This window comes from Paenibacillus ferrarius (genome assembly GCF_002027705.1).
In the GTDB taxonomy this organism is placed as follows: Bacteria; Bacillota; Bacilli; order Paenibacillales; family NBRC-103111; genus Paenibacillus_E; species Paenibacillus_E ferrarius.
In genome coordinates, this window is sequence record NZ_MBTG01000008.1 from 177,518 (window position 1) to 194,472 (window position 16,955).

Sequence of the window (16,955 nt, forward strand, 5' to 3'; positions counted from 1 at the left end):
TTAAGCCACATTATAAGTGGAGCGAGCCTCCCGATAAAGAGAAAAAAGCCTGCTGACTTTTTCCAGTTTTAGTTTGAAGATTCCTAACATGCAAATCAAAAGAGAAGCTGCCGCAACCAACCGAGGCACCTTCTCTTTATACGCAAGTTTTATTTTGTTCCGATGACAACAGTGGCGTCCAACTCGTCGCAACGGGCTGCTCGCGCAATCAGTCCATTCCGGGCGAAAATCTCGACAGTATGCGGCGCTTGGCGCTCACTAGTCTCGACTAGCAGATGGCCGCCCGGCGCCAGCCAAAGTGGCGCCGCAGAAGCTACCCGGCGCTGAATGTCAAGCCCGTCCGCGCCCCCGTCGAGAGCGGCCCGCGCTTCATGGATGCGGGCCTCTTGAGGGAGCAGCTTGATCGACTCCGTAGGTACGTAGGGGGTGTTTGCGATCAAGATATCGACGCGGCCCTGCAACCTGGCAGGCAGCGGCTCGAAGAGGTCGCCTTCGTATACATGGCCGCCAACACCTGCAACGTTGCGGCGGGCACAACGAACGGCAGCAGGGTCGATGTCGACGGCGTGCAATTCGCTCCAATCCAGCGCTGCGACCAGCGCGACGCCTAGTGCTCCGGAGCCGCAGCACATGTCCACCACGATGGTTCTTGACCTTGCAAGATCAGCAGCTTGACGGACAAGAAACTCGGTGCGATGTCGCGGAACGAATACGCCCGAGTCGACCGCTATCCGCAGACCGCAGAACTCCGCCCAGCCGATCACATGTTCGAGGGGCGAACCGGCAACCCGGCTTTCGATCATCGCGGCGAGATCAGCAGGTGTCCGCCCAGCGGAGATGAGCAAATCGGCCTCATCTTCGGCGAACACACAACCAGCAGCCCGAAGCCTGTTGACGATTGCTGTATAGCTCCAAGGTGATTTTGTTATGTCCATAATCCCTCATTTCGGAATGATTATCTTTTTAGCAGATACCCATCATTTTATCCCCGTCTCCGTTTGCTGAACAGATACAAAATCATTATAAGAATTCTCTCTTCCATCACAAAGGAACCCACAGCTCAAGGCTGAGGGTCTCCGTTCTATCTATCAGCGGGCAATTGCTCACTCGAAATAGTGTCTGCTGCTGCTCCCTGTAACGTTCCCTCCTAGATGGAAGGTGCCGTATCTTTTTCAGATTGATTAGAAGCGTTTAATAAGACTACGCCGCCGATGATGAAGGCAATCCCGCAAAAAGTCATCAGACTGAACGCGTCGCCCCATACTAGGACCCCTATTAACGCAGTCAACGCTGTACCTACACCTGACCATATCGCATAGGCTAAGCTTAAAGGCAGGGTTCTAAGACTTATCGAAAAGAAATAAAAGGCAATGCCAAAGCCCAAAATAACGGCAACAGAAGGCGCCAAGACAGTAAATCCATTTGACATTTTAAGCATCGTTGTCCCACATATTTCACTAATAACGGCGATTCCTAATGCTAGATATCCATTCATAACTATGACCTCCGATTCACCAAAGGTTAATGCGAGCCGTCCACAGAAAGCTTCATCATAACAACGCCGCCAATGATTAGCACTAATCCTAAATAGTTTTTGAGATTTAACTTTTCCTTATAAATAACGACACCGATTAAGGCGGTCAAAGCTGTACCTGCACCTGACCATATCGCATAAGCTGTTCCGAGCGGAATCACTTTAAGGGATAACGACAAGCAATAAAATGCTAAACCCATCCCCATAACTACGCCTAAAGAAGGGAACAGCTTCTTAAATCCGTTCGACATTTTAAGCATCGAACTCCCGAATACCTCAGCTAGAATAGCTGCTGCCAATAATACAAATGAATTCAACACTACACCTCCTACTCCGTCATCGCGCTCATTTCACGAAGTACTTTCTCACGCAGTTCGTCATCCAACTTCCCTAGACCAAACATTTCGGCAAACCATAAGCCATCAGCTGCCAGCCTGACCATCGTAGAACGTACAGGATCAATGCCATCGTTCTCTAAATTCCTTTGCCAGATGGCGTATTGATTTTGAAGCTTGCCAAGCAATTCCGGATTAGTAAAGAGGGCAGCGGTAAGAGCTGTATTGATCCCGTTTCCTGCTATATCTTCATAGGTGGATGTGAGATAAGCACGACTCCACTTGCCATTCTCCACCGTGTCTCGGTCCACCCTATCTTGAATATCAGCAACAAATTCAGTAGCGATTTCTTCCACCATGCCTTTGATTAAAGCTTCTTTACTCGGAAAATGGTGAAGCAAGCCTCCTTTGCTGACCCCAGCTTCCTTCGCTGCTGCCTCAAGTGTAAGCTTCTCAACCCCTCGAGTTTTGACTAGATTCGAAGCTGCCGCCAAGATATTATTGCGTTTAGAATTACTGTTCACGTTTATCACCTCTCATTTAGTATACCGTCCAGACGGTTTTATCGCAAACGCAAACTAATGTTTTTTGATTTTAATTTTTATTCAAATAGTTATTTACAAACCGATGGTCGGTTTATATAATAAGAGTAACAAAGCCACCCCCACCAACAAATAAGGAGGAATTACGATGAAGCAAGAAGATCGCAGGCAGCAAACCATTCAACTGTTGCTTCAATCAACCAAAGTGCTAATAGCGGAAAAAGGATGTCACGCATTCACATTGAAGGACATTATGGATAAGTCGGGGTTATCGAAGGGTGCTATCTTCCATTATGTGAAGAGTAAAGACGAAATCTTCGCCTGGGTGCTGCAAGAACGACTCGAGGAGACCAATGAACGATTCATGAACGAGGTGAAGCAGGAATCCCCTTCCTTCGATGGGCCGATGCAGCAAATCGTCGGACGGTTCGCCTCTTTGAGCGACACGAATGACGTCACGAACAAGGTGTTGATGTATTTGCTGGGCAAGGAAGATCAGCCTGCGGTTGCCCAAGCGCTCAACCAGTTTTATGAGCAATCCGTCCATTATGCCAAGCTTTGGATCACAACCGGCCAACAACATGCGGTCATCTCAGCGGCGGTGGATGCAGGCAAAACAGCGGAGCTCTTCGTTCTGCTCTCCCTTGGCATAAGGATGCGCACTTCTATGCCGCAAGCCTCCTCTGCTTTCCATATCCAAGATTATTCAGCATGGATGACGCAAATTTTGAATCCGCACCAATAATACAAACGACCGGAGGGATAACGATGATTCCTTTTTATGCGCTTATCGTTTCTTTTCTATTATTCAAGGTTCTTGGCTTACTCGGACTATCTTATTGGGAAGGATGGCATACAGCTCTTCAAGGAGCAGTAGCTGCCATGTTCTTACTTACCGCCTCAGCTCATTGGGGGAAAAGCCGACAAGACCTGATTCGCATGGTCCCTTCATCGTTCCCGCGGCCGGATTGGCTAGTAACGGCGACCGGATGGCTTGAAATTGCCGGAGCTGTCGGCATACTGCTTCCAGCTACTTCCCGCGTAGCTTCCATCTGCTTGGCACTCATGCTGATTGCAATGTTCCCTGCTAATCTGCGTGCAGCCCGAGAAGGATTAACCATACGCGGCCGAGCAACGCCCAAACTGCTTGTTCGAACATTACTGCAGCTCGTGTTTCTCACTGCGGTTATTCTAGCTGGCTAAGCCTAAACTAATGGGATTATTCTGTCATAGTGGAAGGAAATGAAATTTCAAATATGGTTCCTCTCCCCACTTCGCTCGCTACGTTGATGTTCCCCTTCATCGCTCGGAGCAGGCTGAAAGAAACCATAGTGCCTAGACCAGTCCCTTTTTCTTTGGTCGAAAAGTAAGGAGTTCCAAGCCTGCTGATCTGCTCTTGCGTCATCCCAATCCCTGTATCCGTTATGGTTAATACGAGGTCATTCTTCTGTTTGCTTAAGCTGATGCTTAACACACCGCCGTCGGCAGACATGGCCTCAATCGCGTTTTTCCCAATATTAATCAGCGACTGCCGAAGTTTATTTCGATCACCGAGCATAAACATACTGTTCTCCTGCAATAAAACATTGATCTGCACCTCATGGTAATTCGCGAAAGTTTGAAGCACATGGACGACATACTGAACCTCATCATGCAAATTAATCTTCTCGATCTTCTCCGGCTCCGGTTTGGCAATGGCCAAATAATCCGTAATAATCATTTGTGCGCGCTCCAGCTCCTCCAGCGAGATCTTTTGATAAAACAGTTTTTTCTCCTGCTCCAGCCCCTGAGCTCCCATTAGTTGAATAAACCCTCTTACCGACGTAAGTGGATTACGTATTTCATGTGCAACTGAGGCAGCCATCTCACTGACGATTTTTATTTTATCGCTAAGCACAGCCTTTTCTTGCATATGATGATAGTTTTGTAGAAACTCGATTAGAAATACGACTAAAGCTGTCACCGCACCTTGCAAAATATATACTTTTAACGTTTCCGATCTGTGCAACAGCAAAAGGCCAATGTTATGTATCAGCAGCAGATAGATTGTAAATGTCACAATTTTTATAAAAACGCCCATCAATATGGCCGTGATCATTTTCTTATAGATATCATATTGCTTGTACTTTTTCAAAAAAACAGCAATACAAATCATCGTCGGTACAAAAGCAAGAGCATATTCAAGATTATTCGGACTCCCTATCACAAATCGACAGACGAGCACCGTCGCATAGAGGAACACCGACACATAAATACCGCCATACAAAGAGCCCACCAGCAGCGGAATCGAACGGAAATCATAAATAAGGTTGTATAAATTCACAGGAAACGACATCGTAAATACGATAGCTACAGCAAAAACAATGAAAATCATTAACCGATAAAGCTTGGAATTATTCTGAAATTTAATGATATAAGGATAGAAAGCCAGCGGGGAATAGATTAAGAAGACATTTAATATAAAGTCTTTAAAATAGTTGATCATCGGGGGCACCGTCTTATGGTTATATTTTCAAATGTATACGCTCGCTCTACCTGTCATAATTCGGTGTAATTCCTTGGAATCCTTCAAACCATTTTACATATTTCTCCTTTTCAAACGGAAAGAGACCCACAGGAACATGCTGTGAGTCTCTTTTTACTTATTTATGGAAATAGTTGCTTTCGTGCACCCAATCCGCAATCTGAAAGGAACGAAGAAGATGGCTCATGTCTGGCTCTTCAGGCTGTCTGCCTACAATGGCCCCATCGTTCAGAACGGTATAATCTCGCTTCGTATTGACGAGAATTTTGCCCATTGCGGTCGATTCGAATTTCGCGGCGTCTACCCCCATCAGATAAGCAAGCGTTGGCAAGGTATCGATTTGTCCACCGACCGTTTCAATCGTCTCGCTCTGCATGCCCTTGCTGTAGACGATGAATGGAAGTTTCAGCGTATGCGATCTCCACTTTTCGTTTTCCAGCGGTGGGAGGGCGTCAATCTGGTCCTGATAATATTTATGGACGCCCGTATGATCGCCATACACGACGACAACCGTGTTATCCAATAGTCCTGCTTTGTCCATTTTACCTAAAAATGCACCGATCTGCTTATCCGTATAATGCAGTGCCTGAAAGTAGGCACCCATAATCGTCTGCTCGAGGCTGGGATTCAGGCGCAGTTCCCTCTTGTCTTCGGCCAAATCAAACGGACCATGGCTTGATAAAGTAACCAGATGCAGCAGGAATGGCTGATGTACGTCCTTGATTTTATCACTCATCTGGCGCAGGTACGACTCATCTGAGAAGCCGATTCCGACCTGCTCGTCGAAATTAAATTTACGTAAATCCCAGCTCTCTTGATAGCCAATCGCATGATGCGCTTCAAGCCAATTCCAGTTTCCGGCTGGTTCCGGATGTGACGAAATCGTATGATACCCGATGCCCTCAAGCAGCTTTGGCAGCGAATTGTACGTATTGGTAGGGTAGCGATAGAAGTTTGTCCCCGACCTGAGCGGAAATATCGAAGTTGTCGTAAGCAAATCACTGTCTGAGCTGGTTCCGTTATTGACTTGCTCATAGAAGTTCGTAAAGTTCAAGCTGCTGCCCAGCATCCGATTCAAGTTCGGTGTAATTTCCTGCCCGTTTGCCTTCTGGCCGAGCACGAACGCTTCCAAGGATTCAACCTGAATCACAATCAGGTTTTTCCCTAGAAATTTGCCTTTATAGCCATTGTCAGGCAGCTTCTCAGCATTACTCGCGAACCAATCCTGCACTTCGCCGCGTTCTTGCGATGTAAGATCAACTTCTTTGGTTTCACCAAACAACCTTAGTCCATCGAGAAAATGATAGCCAATCGGCGACATGTTCGACATGGACTGAAAGGGAACCCAGCACATTCTCAGAAAGATCATCTGACCTTTCGTAGCGTCCTGCACATCAATTCGGTAATGGTCGTAGGAGATGACGCCTACGGCTGCTGCCATCAGAATGGCAGCGAGTACCGGATGCCTTCTGTGCCTGCGCTTTCCAGCTGCAGCGGCGGTTTTCATGCGAAAAAGCGCAAAGCAACCGATGATGATGAGATCGATCAGAAACCAAAAATCGAATAATCGAATAACCGTCCATAGATTTAAGTGGAGCGGATTAAAACCGTTTGCATGCTGAATAAACCGCAGAGACAAAAAAGCGGCATAGGCACGGTAGTAAACCAAATCCCAGAAAAGCAGCAAACTAAAGGCCGTATGTATAACGAGCAAATACGTACGGCGGCCGCGGTTTGTGAAGAACAGTCCGATCGCCACGAAGAACAAAACGAACATAAGATGCGAGAAAACGGGAGGAAGACTAAAGTACATTTTACCAATATTAACTCCGGCCGAATCCGGTGCGTGCAGCGCTGCCAGAAGCAGCAATGACTTTAGCAAAACAGCCGCGTACGTATAGATCAGCAGCTTATTGTTCAGCAGTATTAACCAGAACGAAGCGTAAACTGTGGTGCGTTGTTTCTGTTTCTTTTGCTTTTGTAATTGGAATGGAAGCAAGGATTGTTCACCTCATGGAATAGTCGAGAAAGCCGATTTTTCCATTTTAACACAAGATGTATAAGGATGTTAGAACAGAATTATTCCAACGACGCTGCCTCAGTTGCGCGCTTTGGCTCACTTTTCCCACCTAATTTAAACACTATAATGCCGCCAACAATGATCAAGACGCCTAGCAGCTGCTTCATCGTGAAGTCGATCTTTTCCAAACCCAGCCAACCGAAAGAGTCCCATACTAAAGCAAATACAAGCTGTGAAGTCAATATGATCGAGACCGCAACCGTGGGACCCAGCAGCCTTATTCCATTGACCAAAGATAGCACAACACCTACTCCGATCATGCCGCTGAACCAATACCAGACCTGCATATTGGGCAAGTGAAACATTTGCTTGCCTTCAAAAATGAAACCTAACGTCAACGAAGCGACAAATCCCAGTCCTAGAACCAATGCCGTTGTAGCCCAAGAACCTGCTCGTTCATTTACTTTGCTGTTGAAAATGTTTTGCAAGCTAACGAGCGAACCTGCAATTAATGCCAAAACGAGCCCCACAATCATCGCACATCGCTCCCTCTTTTACTCATAAATATTGCGGCTTGCCAGCGTACTTAACCCTTCCCTATCCTTCACAACAATGACCCCTTTATCGCGCTCTATCAAGCCTTCTTTACCGAATTGTTGGATGACGCGATTCAAATGCCGATAGCTGGTTCCAATTAAATTGGCGGCATCTCTGAGATTGGCCGATTTCAGATGTCCTTGAAACTGGGAGTCCGCCTCATCAAAAGAGACAGACAACAGATAGCTGGCTAGCCGAATTTCGACAGGATGCATTAAATTAAAACTCAAAGAATTCGATTTCACACAAAATTTATTCGTAATAATCTCGAGCAAAAATTGCAGCAAAGAAGCGTCGCCTTTTCCATACTTTTTCAGCCACCGCTGTTGAACGCCTATCATATGAACCGGGGACACCGCTTCTACCGTATTGATGAATTCAATGCCCTGCACATATTCAATATCCCCAATCACCTCTACTGGGTTTTTAAAAGAGAGAATCAAGGATTTGCCTTCAGCCGAAGTATGATAGATTTTAACTTTCCCTTTTACCAGGACATACAGATACTCAGCCGCCTCTCCTTGGGAACAGATAAGCTCACCTTGGTTGAAGCTGAACAGTGATAAATATGGTACTATTTGTTCATTAAAAATGGCTTCTATTCGATACAGCTGCAAATAGCGCCTGAGCTGTTCGTGATCTTTGATTTCTTTCATAACACCGTTCACCTCCGGCTATCCAATTCCTCTGAATTTGGTGAATTGGCACCCTTTTCCACTCAAAATCTTAGTATGACCACACCAGCAATCATCATTCCAATACCGATGAACTGTGGCAGCTGCATCTTCTGTTTAACCACTCCAAACCATCCGTTGCTGTCAATTAAAAAAGTGAGACTCAGTTGGGCAATCAGAATAGCCGATATGGTAAGCGTCACTCCAATATGATGAATCGCGGTGACATTGCTAAAAATAATGATAGCCCCAAAAGTCCCGCCAATCAAATACAATGGCTTTACCTGCTTAAAGCTGTGCCCTTTGCCGCCTCGGACAAAAAACAAGATAACCAAAGCCGTTACGAAGCCGGTAAAATGGGTAATCGTTGCCGCCTGCCAAGTCCCAATATCTTGACTGATGCGAGAATTAGCCACGCCTTGCAATGTAATCAAGGTTCCACCTAAAAAAGCAAATAAACTCCCTCTCATTTGGTCTCTCCCTTCCTTTCGATGTCTTTATTATTAAATGACAACTCCCCGCCTCTTGGAAAGGACATATGTCCTCAGATTCGCAAAGATCATTTCTTTCATAAAAACAAGTAGGGAGCAACCATAAACAACACATTTTCGTCTGAAATTATGTCGATATTTGTAGGAAAATCCATGTAAACAAATGTTTAGTTGAGGTATACTTTGTCTATAGACGTAAACAAAGAGGATGTGCGGAAATGAGTATCGACCGGCAAGCTATTTATACAAGTACACAAGTATTACAAGAGAACGCAGTATTAGCCGCGCTCGAACAGTCACTGGCGATGATTGAATTTAATATTGATGGTGAAGTGCTTTGGGCGAACGAGCATTTCGCGCATGCTATGGGCTACCAAGTTCAAGAACTTCCCGGCATGCACCATCGGCAGTTCTGTTCACCCGATTTTGCCCAAAGTCCAAAGTACGCAATCCTGTGGGAAAATCTCAGAAATGGCGTTAAATTTCAGGAAAAAATCATTCGCGTTGGGAACAACGGCCAATCTCTTTGGCTTGAGGCCACCTACATGCCCATCTACAAGGATGACAATCAGGTTGTCGCCGTTCTGAAAATAGCGACTGATATTACGGCAAGGGAAACGGCTGCTACCCAAGTCACCAAAGAGCTGCAGCAGATGGCTGAGAACTTGCTAAAGCGCACAGATGAAGGCATACAACGCAGTCAGCAAGTCGCTTCAACCATCGAACATGTAGTTCACGACAACGAGAACAACCTGGGCTCTCTTCAAGATCTCGAACAGCAAGCCAAAATTATTCATGGTATCGTCCAGACCATTCGGGACTTCGCCTCGCAAACGAACCTTCTTGCCTTGAACGCGACCATAGAAGCGGCGCATGCCGGGGAACACGGACGGGGCTTCAATGTTGTGGCAACAGAAGTCAGAAAGCTTGCCCAGAATGTGCAAGAAGCTATTAAACAAATCCAAACCACCGTAACCGCGATCTCTGAGCAAGTTGCTCGGGTCAGCAGCGGCACGAAAAACTCCCAAAAGTCCGTCATCCACAGCCAACTTCAAATCCAACAAGCCGTCAACGAGTTCACCCTCATCGGTCAAGCCGCAAGCAATTTGGATGCTCAAGCCAAAATTCTGAACCAGCTAATTTGATGGGTATTTTTCACACTTGGAAGCCTGCTTTGCGCCTGAGCCTGCTTTTTTCGCCTTCTCAGCAGCTTGTTGCACCTTTTGTTCCGCCGAGACGGCTTTTTTGGCTGGCTCAGCTTGCTTTCTTGCTCGAAACTTCGTTTTCTGCACCTGAGCCTGCTTTTTTCGCCTTCTCAGCAGCTTGTTGCACCTTTTGTTCCGCCGAGACGGCTTTTTTGGCAGGCTCAGCGGCTGACGGACTCATATTTCCTCTCTTCCACTGCTTTCAACCCAAATAAGAGCCCCCAAGGGCTCTTATTTGGGTTGAAAGCAACCTCACTATTTAAAATTGAGAATAAACCAAAAACCCTAACATCGGCACGATCCAGATTAGCGGAATGGCGTTCCAGATCAGCGCAGCTTTATATCTTGTGCGGGCAAACAGAACCCAACCTCCAATTAGTGCAGCAAGAAGGCCCAGAGGATAAGCGACAATATAAGAAAAAATGAGCCACGTCTTCGTGTCACTCATCGCACTGGGATCGTCGAACATCATGACAGAAAATCCAGCAATAAACAGCCAAACAGCGATAAATAAAACATAGACGATTTGCGATAAAATGAAGCTCCAAAGCATTTTTTGACGAGTCATTTGTCATACCTCTATTCCAACTGGTTTGTTCCCTATCAACTCTATTATACTTCGATTTTTGGCAAAATCTATGACAACAATAGACAAATTCCACATGGGTCAGAGCTAATGGATTCCCCATGAAGCTGGTCTGGTCTGGCCCGGATTGAAGCTAGCTGAGCGGGTTCGCCCAAATCGTATTTCTCAGTTAATTCTTCGCCCTCTCCGTGTACTGACGGATCAGATGTACCCGGTTTTTGATGTTCAATTTTTTAAGAATATGTGAGACGTGTTTTTTGACTGTGGTCTCACTTAGGAATAGCCGGTCTGCAATTTCCGCGTTGGAGCAGCCTTTTATGAGCAGATCAACGACCTCCCTCTCCCGGATCGTTAAGGAATGCTGTGGGAGCGATGTCTCTTCAATTTCTTCGGCTAAGCCAATGGCGGTAATCATCTGTTTCAAGTAATCTTGGAGCTTGTTGCCTCTGGTATCAATGACATAATACGGGGTTGGTGTTGCGTCATCGTAGTCATAATGCACAACATCCGGAATCTGGCAGCCGAGACTAAGCAAGATATCCCGGGGAAGCGGATGCGGCGGCGGGGCAGACACGACGAATCCGGCAGACAGCATATGGGTGATAAAGGCGATACCGGATGCTTGCATCATGGCCTCATCCGAAGGATTGGAGACATCGAGCGTTTTGACAAAATACCCGGAACGTTGATTGCCAGGCACCTTTAATTCGTTCAGCTTGGATTCAGGCAGACTGGAGAAGTAAGCAGCAGAAAGCGAGTGTGTTTGCAAATAGCCTATCGTGTGCGCGTTGATGGAGATAATGACGAATAATCCGCATAGGTTCCCGCCAGCATCACGAGCGAGTTTAACGCAGTTCGGATCAAGAGCATAAAGCTCTTCAAGATGAATATGCTTCAGTCCGTTGAGGCTGTCCTCCACGGTATAACGATAATTGAAAATTTCTTTGGTGACGGGATGTATTCGCTGTACAGAATATTCTTTGACATGAAGATAACGTTGCTCGATATAGTGTTCAGCGTCTGCCCAATTCGCAAGAGTCAAAGGCTCAAAGTGATGTTGGATGGATTGCTGGTAAAAAAGAGACTGGATCAATTGGTTGCCGATATAGTAAAACCATTCCGCATTCTCCCAGGACATCGTTCTTTTCCTGACTGAGCTCCTCAGCTTGTTGTAGTAATAAAGTACGCAGCGTTTCCATAGAGTTTCATAAAAGTCAGGGACACGCAGCCGCACTTCATCTTGAACGGCCTCTCGCAGCAAATCATGAAGCACCCACCCGCGGTCGACCCGCTGAACGAAGGAATATTGGCATAATCGCCGGAATTCCTCAGATGGAACCTCTTTATTTAGTACATGAGCGAGCAGTTCTTGATTGAATACACGCAGAATCGCAGCCGCTTCAACCAGTTCCTTCATCCCTATATCAGGAACTTCCTTGAACCAAACAGCTACCACATGGGAAAATACGGCATTATCCCCCATGAACAGGTCTTTTGGGGAAGCGTTTGCCAATGCGGCGGCTGCGAGCAATGACAAGGTTAGCGGATGCCCTTTGGTCTTCGCCCACATGTCTTGGACGGCTATTTCCTGCTTGATGCCGGATCGCTCCAAGTACACTCTCACGGATGGATAGTCCAAATCTGACAGCGAAATGCGATGAATCCACTGCCGCCATGCCGGCGAAGAAAACCAAAGTCCCCCCAGCGGGAACCTGCCCGATAGGATAGTGAGAATTCTAGGATCGAGAAAGGGAAAAAACGCTTCTCTCAGCCATTGTTCCAACTCGCCGCTGTTCTCGAATGTGTCCATGGCCAGTATCGTTTTTCCTAGTTCTGCGGATTCAGCCAATGCAAGCAAACAGATTTCCGTCAAACGAGCCGCATCGGCTTCTTGTTCAATTGTCTGCGTTGGGTAGCAAAGCAAGCGAAGAAGTTGTAGACAGAGATCATTGGGCGTTCGAAGAATACGACAGTCAATAGACAAGAAACGGTGCCCTGCCCGGTCCGTCAACCTGCGGAATTCATCCAGCAGATAGCTTTTTCCAATACCGCCTGTTCCATAAAGATTAATAATCTTCTCCTGCGGGAATTGTTCCGTTAACCGTGATTGGAAAAAGGCGATTTCCTTCTCTCGTCCGACTAGATAGTGCTGCTCTATTCGATCAATCTCGTTGTTCTTCCTCGACTTTGATGGATTTAGCGACATTGTACAGGGGTCACCTTCCTTTGATCGTATAAAATAGGTAGTATTTGATAATTATCCTATCAACTTAGAAGGAAATAGACAAAGGATTTTTTCCAGAACAGATCAGATTCTCATAGCCAGCATTGCGATTATCCTATTGAACCTCCTACTCCTTTTCTACTCCCTTCGGGTAATATCCTTATGTTTCCAGACATGGTACTGTTAAATTATCTAAGACCAAGATGAGGAACGGTGTGCACATGAATCGGAAAATGATGATTTGTTGCGTTGTCTTGTTGCTTGCCAGTCTAATGGCTGGATGCGGCGGCAAGAATGAAAAAGCAGCGGCCGGACCACAAGCTGAAGCTATAACAGATGCTTTGCTGGGAGCCAAGCTAAGCTACTTCGACTCCAAGTTCGGGGCAGGTGTCAAGAAGGAAGACAATCCGATTGTCAGCTACATGGACGGCAAATTGAAGGTGACGGAGAACCAAGGTTATGCTTATAACATTTTCAACCCCTACGTTGACCGCGGTGAAACGACGAGCCCCGAGGAGGCGCTTGCGTTCATCAAGCAGTTCCTTCCCACGGATGCCGTTCAAATCAAGGACGAAGAAGATAAAACAACCAAGATTCGTACGCTTACTTTTACAAGCAAAGCCCTGAAAGCTCAAACTGGACTCGCGGGACAATTGACGATTATTATTTTCAAAGATCCTGCAAATGATGCCAAAGTCAGACAGGCCCAAATTAGCATTGATATTACCGCAAATATGTAATCGGAGGTGGATAATGTGGCAAACCGAAGTTGGGGCAAGCGCTTGCTCATCGCCGCGGCGATATTATTGGCTTGGATTGAATATTCTCCCTCTCCAGCCTCTGCCAGTATTGATCCACAAATAACGAAGATGCCGATTGTTGACAACTTCCCTCGTATTCGTCTTGACCTGCTTTCCCCAACGATAGATGCAGGCAATGTCAAATCCATTTGGAACTATAAAACCAAACTTATTCTTCCCCCTCTACAAACACCCGCCATTGGCGCCGACGGAACTGTTTATTTGGGAGTCAATTATTATATTATTTTTGGAGCGCAAGGTGCTTTGACGGCTGTTTCGAGCCAAGGCAAGAAATGGGAGTATCTCCCTCCAACCAGCTTACTTATGGCAGCTCCTGCACTCGGACCTGACGGTACCATCTATGCAGCCTCGGGGAATATAACCTATGCCGAAGGTGAACTTGCCGCTTAGATCCCGACGGCACGCGGAAATGGGCGTTTGGCACAGGAGCCATCTACTCGAAGCCAGCTATCGGACCTGACGGAACAGTGTACATTGCAGTTAACGATGGTACCATACACGCGCTGAATCCAAGCGATGGCAAAGAGAAATGGACCTCCAAGATTGGCTTTACGTTCACTGTTTACTTAACAACAGGCAAGGACGGCACCATTTACTTGAGCAATAATACGGACACCTTTTATGCCATAAAGCCCAACGGCAGTATCAAATGGACTTATCAGGCTGGCGGTATCATTAAAACGGCATCTGCCGTCGGTCCCGATGGGACCATTTATTTTGGCGCGGCCGACAACAAGCTGTATGCGCTCTTGCCAGACGGAACGAAGTTGTGGGATGTCTCTTTAGGCGGCAATCCATCTGCTCCTGCGATTGGAGCTGACGGCACGATCTATGTCAGTACATCGGATCAAAATCTTTCTGCCTTTGGGCCAGACAAAACGCTAAAATGGAAAACGACATTTCGCAAAGCAATTACGGCGCCTATCGTTGGTCCCAACGGAACCATTCACTTGCAATCTGCAGATGGGATGGTTCATGCCCTGAATCCTTCTGACGGCAGCACGCAGTGGAGACACGACATCGGCACCCCGGCCGAAATAACTCCCCCAGCTATCGGAGCAGACGGCACTGTGTACACAGTTGAACCCATTGACGCTAATATGAATTTGTTCGCTCTCCGGGTGCCGATTGATGGCATCACTTTAAATAAAACAAGCTTGAACTTGAAGACTAATGAAAGCGAGAATCTGTCTGTCAAGCTGTCCCCGGAAAATGCACCGAATCAGAAGGTAGTCTGGAAAAGCAGCAATGAAGGTGTAGCCACTGTAGACAACACGGGCAAAGTCTTTGCCCTTTCGTCCGGGAAAGCAACCATCTCGGCCAAAAGCGATGATGGCGGGAAGATCGCCACCTGCGAGGTTGTTGTGGAAAGCCCCGCTGGGGCTATCGAGGTAGTCAGTGTAAATGTCAGCCCTGCAGCACTCTCCCTCACAGCGAACCAAAGTGGAAATCTAACAGCAAGCATACTACCCGCCAATGCTACCAACCATAAAGTAATTTGGGAAAGCAGCAATTCGGGTATTGCTCAAGTGAATGAATCAGGGCAAGTGATGGGAATATCGCCCGGGACAGCTGTTATTTCCGCGAAGACGATTGATGGAGGTTATTCTGCAACTAGTCAGATCACTGTTCTGAAGGGTACGGCAACGCAAGGATCTGCCCCATTCACAGACACAAACGGACATTGGGCCAACAAGGAGATTGCAAAGGCCTACGAACTCCATATCGTAAATGGTTATCCCGATTTCACCTTCCGTCCGGATGGCAGCGTGACCCGAGCGGAATTTGTCGTCATGCTGATGAATGCTTTGAAACCCGAAGTTCAGGGCGCAGAACTTACTTTCCAAGATAAAAGCGAGATTGCTGTCTGGGCGGAGAAAGCCATAAGCCAGACCGTACAATTGGGCATTGTTAGTGGATACCCAGACGGGACCTTCCGCCCGGGAGCGAATATTACCCATGCTGAGATGGCAACGATTGTATCCAAGACATCTGGGATTCCACTTGATTCCAGCATGCGCACGGGATTTACCGACGATGCCGATATCCCCGATTGGGCTAGAGGGGCCGTATCTGCTGCCGAGAAGAACGGCATTATCATCGTAGGCGGCAAAACTTCCGGCTCCTTCACGCCACAGGCCCTATCCACGCGGGCAGAAGCAGCGGCATGGCTTGTAAACATGCTCGGCATCCAAGCAAAAGGCTAAGGTTTGGGCAACTCAATCAGGACGGCACACAGTCGTCTATCCCCTGTTCGTGACAGAGAGGGCTGCCATGTGGCAGCCCTCTCTTTTTTCTTTTATACGAATATATTTAAAGACTAATCTTGTATTCGTCATTAAACAATCCAATAACCTGCCTTAATTTGAGATCGAGCTTTAGCATCACTTCAGAAACAATATCCTTAGGTATCTCCTTATAAAAAGCCTGGGCAATTCCCCCTGTCATACATGCAATTGTATCGCTATCTCCGCCGATGGAAATCGCTTTTCTAATTGCATCCTCGAAATTCGTTGACTCCAGAAAAGCAATAATCGCTTGAGGAACTGACCCTTGGCAACTAGGATCAAACATGTAGGTAGGTCTTATCTCGTCTAACTTCTGCTTTAAATTATACTTGAACCTCTGCTGAATAAATGTGCGAATTTCATCCTTCGAGTGATTGCTCCTTGCCAAAAAAACTGCGGACGCTATCGCTTGAGCCCCCCTAATACCTTGTCGATGATTATGCGTAACAAGCGCTGATCTCCTTGACTCCACCAACACTTCTTCTATTGAGTTAAAAGCAAATCCTATCGGACTTACTCTCATCGCTGATCCATTTCCATAGCTTCGGTATGGCTTAGACTCCTTGTTCATTGCCCAGGCTTCGAAATTTTGCCCATATCCAACATTTGGATACCACCGGGCATATTGTCTTAATTTACTAGCATATAATCGTTTGCTGTCGAGGTGATCCAGCAGCCTGATTGGATGTTTTTTCTTATTTAAAATGGCGTCAGCAACAGCCACCGTCAAAACGGTATCATCGGTAAATCTTGTGAACCTATCATATAATTTAAAATCAGTAGATTTGGTATTATGCCATTCAAAAATAGAACCAATCACATCCCCGATAACGGCACCTAGCATCCTACACCTCATCGCTGCATTACTTTTTATAGCTTTCTATTTCAGATAAAGATTCGAGATAGAGGTGTCGTTTCCTTTAATTGTTGAAATATCCCTACCAAAAGGAACTATGATCCGCTAATCAACTCATAATCCAATATTTGCAGCTGAAAGGGAACTAGGTTCCCTTATTTCACCTCTGAAGGGTGATATTCCGGCAAATTAGACAAATTAGCGGACCATAGTTCCGTCTGAGTAGCCAAATAGCTGTTTGGATGAGAAATAAGGGAT

19 protein-coding genes are annotated in these 16,955 nt (G+C 46.5%); 6 read left to right on the forward strand and 13 right to left on the reverse strand.

What is annotated here, in order from left to right:
* Window positions 1-149 precede the first annotated feature (149 nt).
* The 4 genes from BC351_RS10385 to BC351_RS10400 all read right to left on the reverse strand — a co-directional run bounded on the left by BC351_RS10385 (window position 150) and on the right by BC351_RS10400 (window position 2,393).
* Window positions 150-935, reverse strand: coding sequence for a putative protein N(5)-glutamine methyltransferase (locus BC351_RS10385; protein ID WP_079411503.1), 786 nt, complete (start codon window positions 933-935; stop codon window positions 150-152).
* 212 nt (window positions 936-1,147) lie between these two features.
* Complete coding sequence (locus BC351_RS10390) at window positions 1,148-1,495, reverse strand: DMT family transporter (RefSeq protein ID WP_079411505.1); 348 nt, start codon at window positions 1,493-1,495, stop codon at window positions 1,148-1,150.
* Between the two features lie 26 nt (window positions 1,496-1,521).
* Entirely contained in the window at window positions 1,522-1,851 is a 330-nt protein-coding gene (locus BC351_RS10395) for a DMT family transporter (protein ID WP_079411507.1), read from the reverse strand.
* Window positions 1,852-1,862: 11 nt separating this feature from the next.
* On the reverse strand, window positions 1,863-2,393 hold the full coding sequence (locus BC351_RS10400) for a TetR/AcrR family transcriptional regulator (RefSeq protein ID WP_144028340.1): 531 nt from the start codon (window positions 2,391-2,393) through the stop codon (window positions 1,863-1,865).
* Window positions 2,394-2,559: 166 nt separating this feature from the next.
* Between BC351_RS10400 and BC351_RS10405 the strand changes: the two genes are divergently transcribed.
* Entirely contained in the window at window positions 2,560-3,156 is a 597-nt protein-coding gene (locus BC351_RS10405) for a TetR/AcrR family transcriptional regulator (RefSeq protein WP_079411511.1), read from the forward strand.
* Between the two features lie 23 nt (window positions 3,157-3,179).
* Window positions 3,180-3,614, forward strand: coding sequence for a DoxX family protein (locus tag BC351_RS10410; RefSeq protein WP_079411513.1), 435 nt, complete (start codon window positions 3,180-3,182; stop codon window positions 3,612-3,614).
* Between the two features lie 16 nt (window positions 3,615-3,630).
* Here BC351_RS10410 and BC351_RS10415 read toward each other — a convergent pair whose 3' ends face one another.
* The 5 genes from BC351_RS10415 to BC351_RS10435 all read right to left on the reverse strand — a co-directional run bounded on the left by BC351_RS10415 (window position 3,631) and on the right by BC351_RS10435 (window position 8,696).
* Window positions 3,631-4,896 (reverse strand): ATP-binding protein, encoded by a 1,266-nt coding sequence (locus BC351_RS10415; protein ID WP_079411515.1) that lies wholly within the window; start codon window positions 4,894-4,896, stop codon window positions 3,631-3,633.
* A gap of 157 nt (window positions 4,897-5,053) precedes the next feature.
* Window positions 5,054-6,934 (reverse strand): LTA synthase family protein, encoded by a 1,881-nt coding sequence (locus BC351_RS10420; RefSeq protein ID WP_079411517.1) that lies wholly within the window; start codon window positions 6,932-6,934, stop codon window positions 5,054-5,056.
* Between the two features lie 80 nt (window positions 6,935-7,014).
* A complete protein-coding gene (locus BC351_RS10425) occupies window positions 7,015-7,491 on the reverse strand; it encodes a DMT family transporter (RefSeq protein WP_079411519.1) in 477 nt (158 codons plus the stop codon).
* Window positions 7,492-7,509: 18 nt separating this feature from the next.
* Window positions 7,510-8,208 carry a Crp/Fnr family transcriptional regulator gene (locus tag BC351_RS10430; protein WP_079411521.1) on the reverse strand — a complete coding sequence of 233 codons (699 nt, stop codon included), beginning with the start codon at window positions 8,206-8,208 and terminating at the stop codon, window positions 7,510-7,512.
* Window positions 8,209-8,270: 62 nt separating this feature from the next.
* Window positions 8,271-8,696: a DMT family transporter gene (locus BC351_RS10435; protein WP_079411523.1), complete on the reverse strand. Its 426-nt coding sequence runs from the start codon at window positions 8,694-8,696 to the stop codon at window positions 8,271-8,273.
* A 239-nt stretch (window positions 8,697-8,935) separates the two neighbouring features.
* On the opposite strand from BC351_RS10435, the gene BC351_RS43865 reads away from it, so the two are divergent.
* Entirely contained in the window at window positions 8,936-9,862 is a 927-nt protein-coding gene (locus BC351_RS43865) for a methyl-accepting chemotaxis protein (protein WP_079411525.1), read from the forward strand.
* 109 nt (window positions 9,863-9,971) lie between these two features.
* On the opposite strand, the gene BC351_RS43870 is transcribed toward BC351_RS43865, so the two are convergent.
* From BC351_RS43870 to BC351_RS41495, 3 genes are all read right to left on the reverse strand, one after another.
* Window positions 9,972-10,103 carry a hypothetical protein gene (locus BC351_RS43870; RefSeq protein WP_279628329.1) on the reverse strand — a complete coding sequence of 44 codons (132 nt, stop codon included), beginning with the start codon at window positions 10,101-10,103 and terminating at the stop codon, window positions 9,972-9,974.
* A gap of 78 nt (window positions 10,104-10,181) precedes the next feature.
* Entirely contained in the window at window positions 10,182-10,490 is a 309-nt protein-coding gene (locus BC351_RS10445; RefSeq protein ID WP_079411527.1) for a hypothetical protein, read from the reverse strand.
* A gap of 187 nt (window positions 10,491-10,677) precedes the next feature.
* On the reverse strand, window positions 10,678-12,714 hold the full coding sequence (locus tag BC351_RS41495) for a helix-turn-helix transcriptional regulator (RefSeq protein WP_144028341.1): 2,037 nt from the start codon (window positions 12,712-12,714) through the stop codon (window positions 10,678-10,680).
* 239 nt (window positions 12,715-12,953) lie between these two features.
* Here BC351_RS41495 and BC351_RS10455 point away from each other — a divergent pair, with 239 nt between their 5' ends.
* Genes BC351_RS10455 through BC351_RS10465 form a run of 3 tightly spaced genes read left to right on the forward strand, consistent with a single transcriptional unit; the run spans window position 12,954 to window position 15,760 of the window.
* Window positions 12,954-13,472 (forward strand): hypothetical protein, encoded by a 519-nt coding sequence (locus BC351_RS10455; protein WP_079411529.1) that lies wholly within the window; start codon window positions 12,954-12,956, stop codon window positions 13,470-13,472.
* A gap of 15 nt (window positions 13,473-13,487) precedes the next feature.
* A complete protein-coding gene (locus BC351_RS10460) occupies window positions 13,488-13,943 on the forward strand; it encodes a PQQ-binding-like beta-propeller repeat protein (RefSeq protein ID WP_079411531.1) in 456 nt (151 codons plus the stop codon).
* A 41-nt stretch (window positions 13,944-13,984) separates the two neighbouring features.
* The gene (locus BC351_RS10465) at window positions 13,985-15,760 is read left to right on the forward strand and encodes an S-layer homology domain-containing protein (RefSeq protein WP_244208954.1); all 1,776 of its coding nucleotides are present in this window, start codon (window positions 13,985-13,987) and stop codon (window positions 15,758-15,760) included.
* 106 nt (window positions 15,761-15,866) lie between these two features.
* Here BC351_RS10465 and BC351_RS10470 read toward each other — a convergent pair whose 3' ends face one another.
* A complete protein-coding gene (locus tag BC351_RS10470; protein ID WP_079411535.1) occupies window positions 15,867-16,685 on the reverse strand; it encodes an ADP-ribosylglycohydrolase family protein in 819 nt (272 codons plus the stop codon).
* Between the last annotated feature and the right edge of the window lie 270 nt (window positions 16,686-16,955).

Bases quoted from the DNA above. Each gene is read 5' to 3' on its own strand.
- BC351_RS10425 (WP_079411519.1), bottom strand. From the start codon at position 7,491: ATGATTGTGGGGCTCGTTTTGGCATTAATTGCAGGTTCGCTCGTTAGC.
- BC351_RS10410 (WP_079411513.1), top strand. From the start codon at position 3,180: ATGATTCCTTTTTATGCGCTTATCGTTTCTTTTCTATTATTCAAGGTT.
- BC351_RS10445 (WP_079411527.1), bottom strand. From the start codon at position 10,490: ATGACTCGTCAAAAAATGCTTTGGAGCTTCATTTTATCGCAAATCGTC.
- BC351_RS10430 (WP_079411521.1), bottom strand. From the start codon at position 8,208: ATGAAAGAAATCAAAGATCACGAACAGCTCAGGCGCTATTTGCAGCTG.
- BC351_RS10385 (WP_079411503.1), bottom strand. From the start codon at position 935: ATGGACATAACAAAATCACCTTGGAGCTATACAGCAATCGTCAACAGG.
- BC351_RS43870 (WP_279628329.1), bottom strand. From the start codon at position 10,103: ATGAGTCCGTCAGCCGCTGAGCCTGCCAAAAAAGCCGTCTCGGCGGAA.
- BC351_RS10405 (WP_079411511.1), top strand. From the start codon at position 2,560: ATGAAGCAAGAAGATCGCAGGCAGCAAACCATTCAACTGTTGCTTCAA.
- BC351_RS10415 (WP_079411515.1), bottom strand. From the start codon at position 4,896: ATGATCAACTATTTTAAAGACTTTATATTAAATGTCTTCTTAATCTAT.
- BC351_RS41495 (WP_144028341.1), bottom strand. From the start codon at position 12,714: ATGTCGCTAAATCCATCAAAGTCGAGGAAGAACAACGAGATTGATCGA.
- BC351_RS10390 (WP_079411505.1), bottom strand. From the start codon at position 1,495: ATGAATGGATATCTAGCATTAGGAATCGCCGTTATTAGTGAAATATGT.
- BC351_RS10435 (WP_079411523.1), bottom strand. From the start codon at position 8,696: ATGAGAGGGAGTTTATTTGCTTTTTTAGGTGGAACCTTGATTACATTG.
- BC351_RS10455 (WP_079411529.1), top strand. From the start codon at position 12,954: ATGAATCGGAAAATGATGATTTGTTGCGTTGTCTTGTTGCTTGCCAGT.
- BC351_RS43865 (WP_079411525.1), top strand. From the start codon at position 8,936: ATGAGTATCGACCGGCAAGCTATTTATACAAGTACACAAGTATTACAA.
- BC351_RS10470 (WP_079411535.1), bottom strand. From the start codon at position 16,685: ATGCTAGGTGCCGTTATCGGGGATGTGATTGGTTCTATTTTTGAATGG.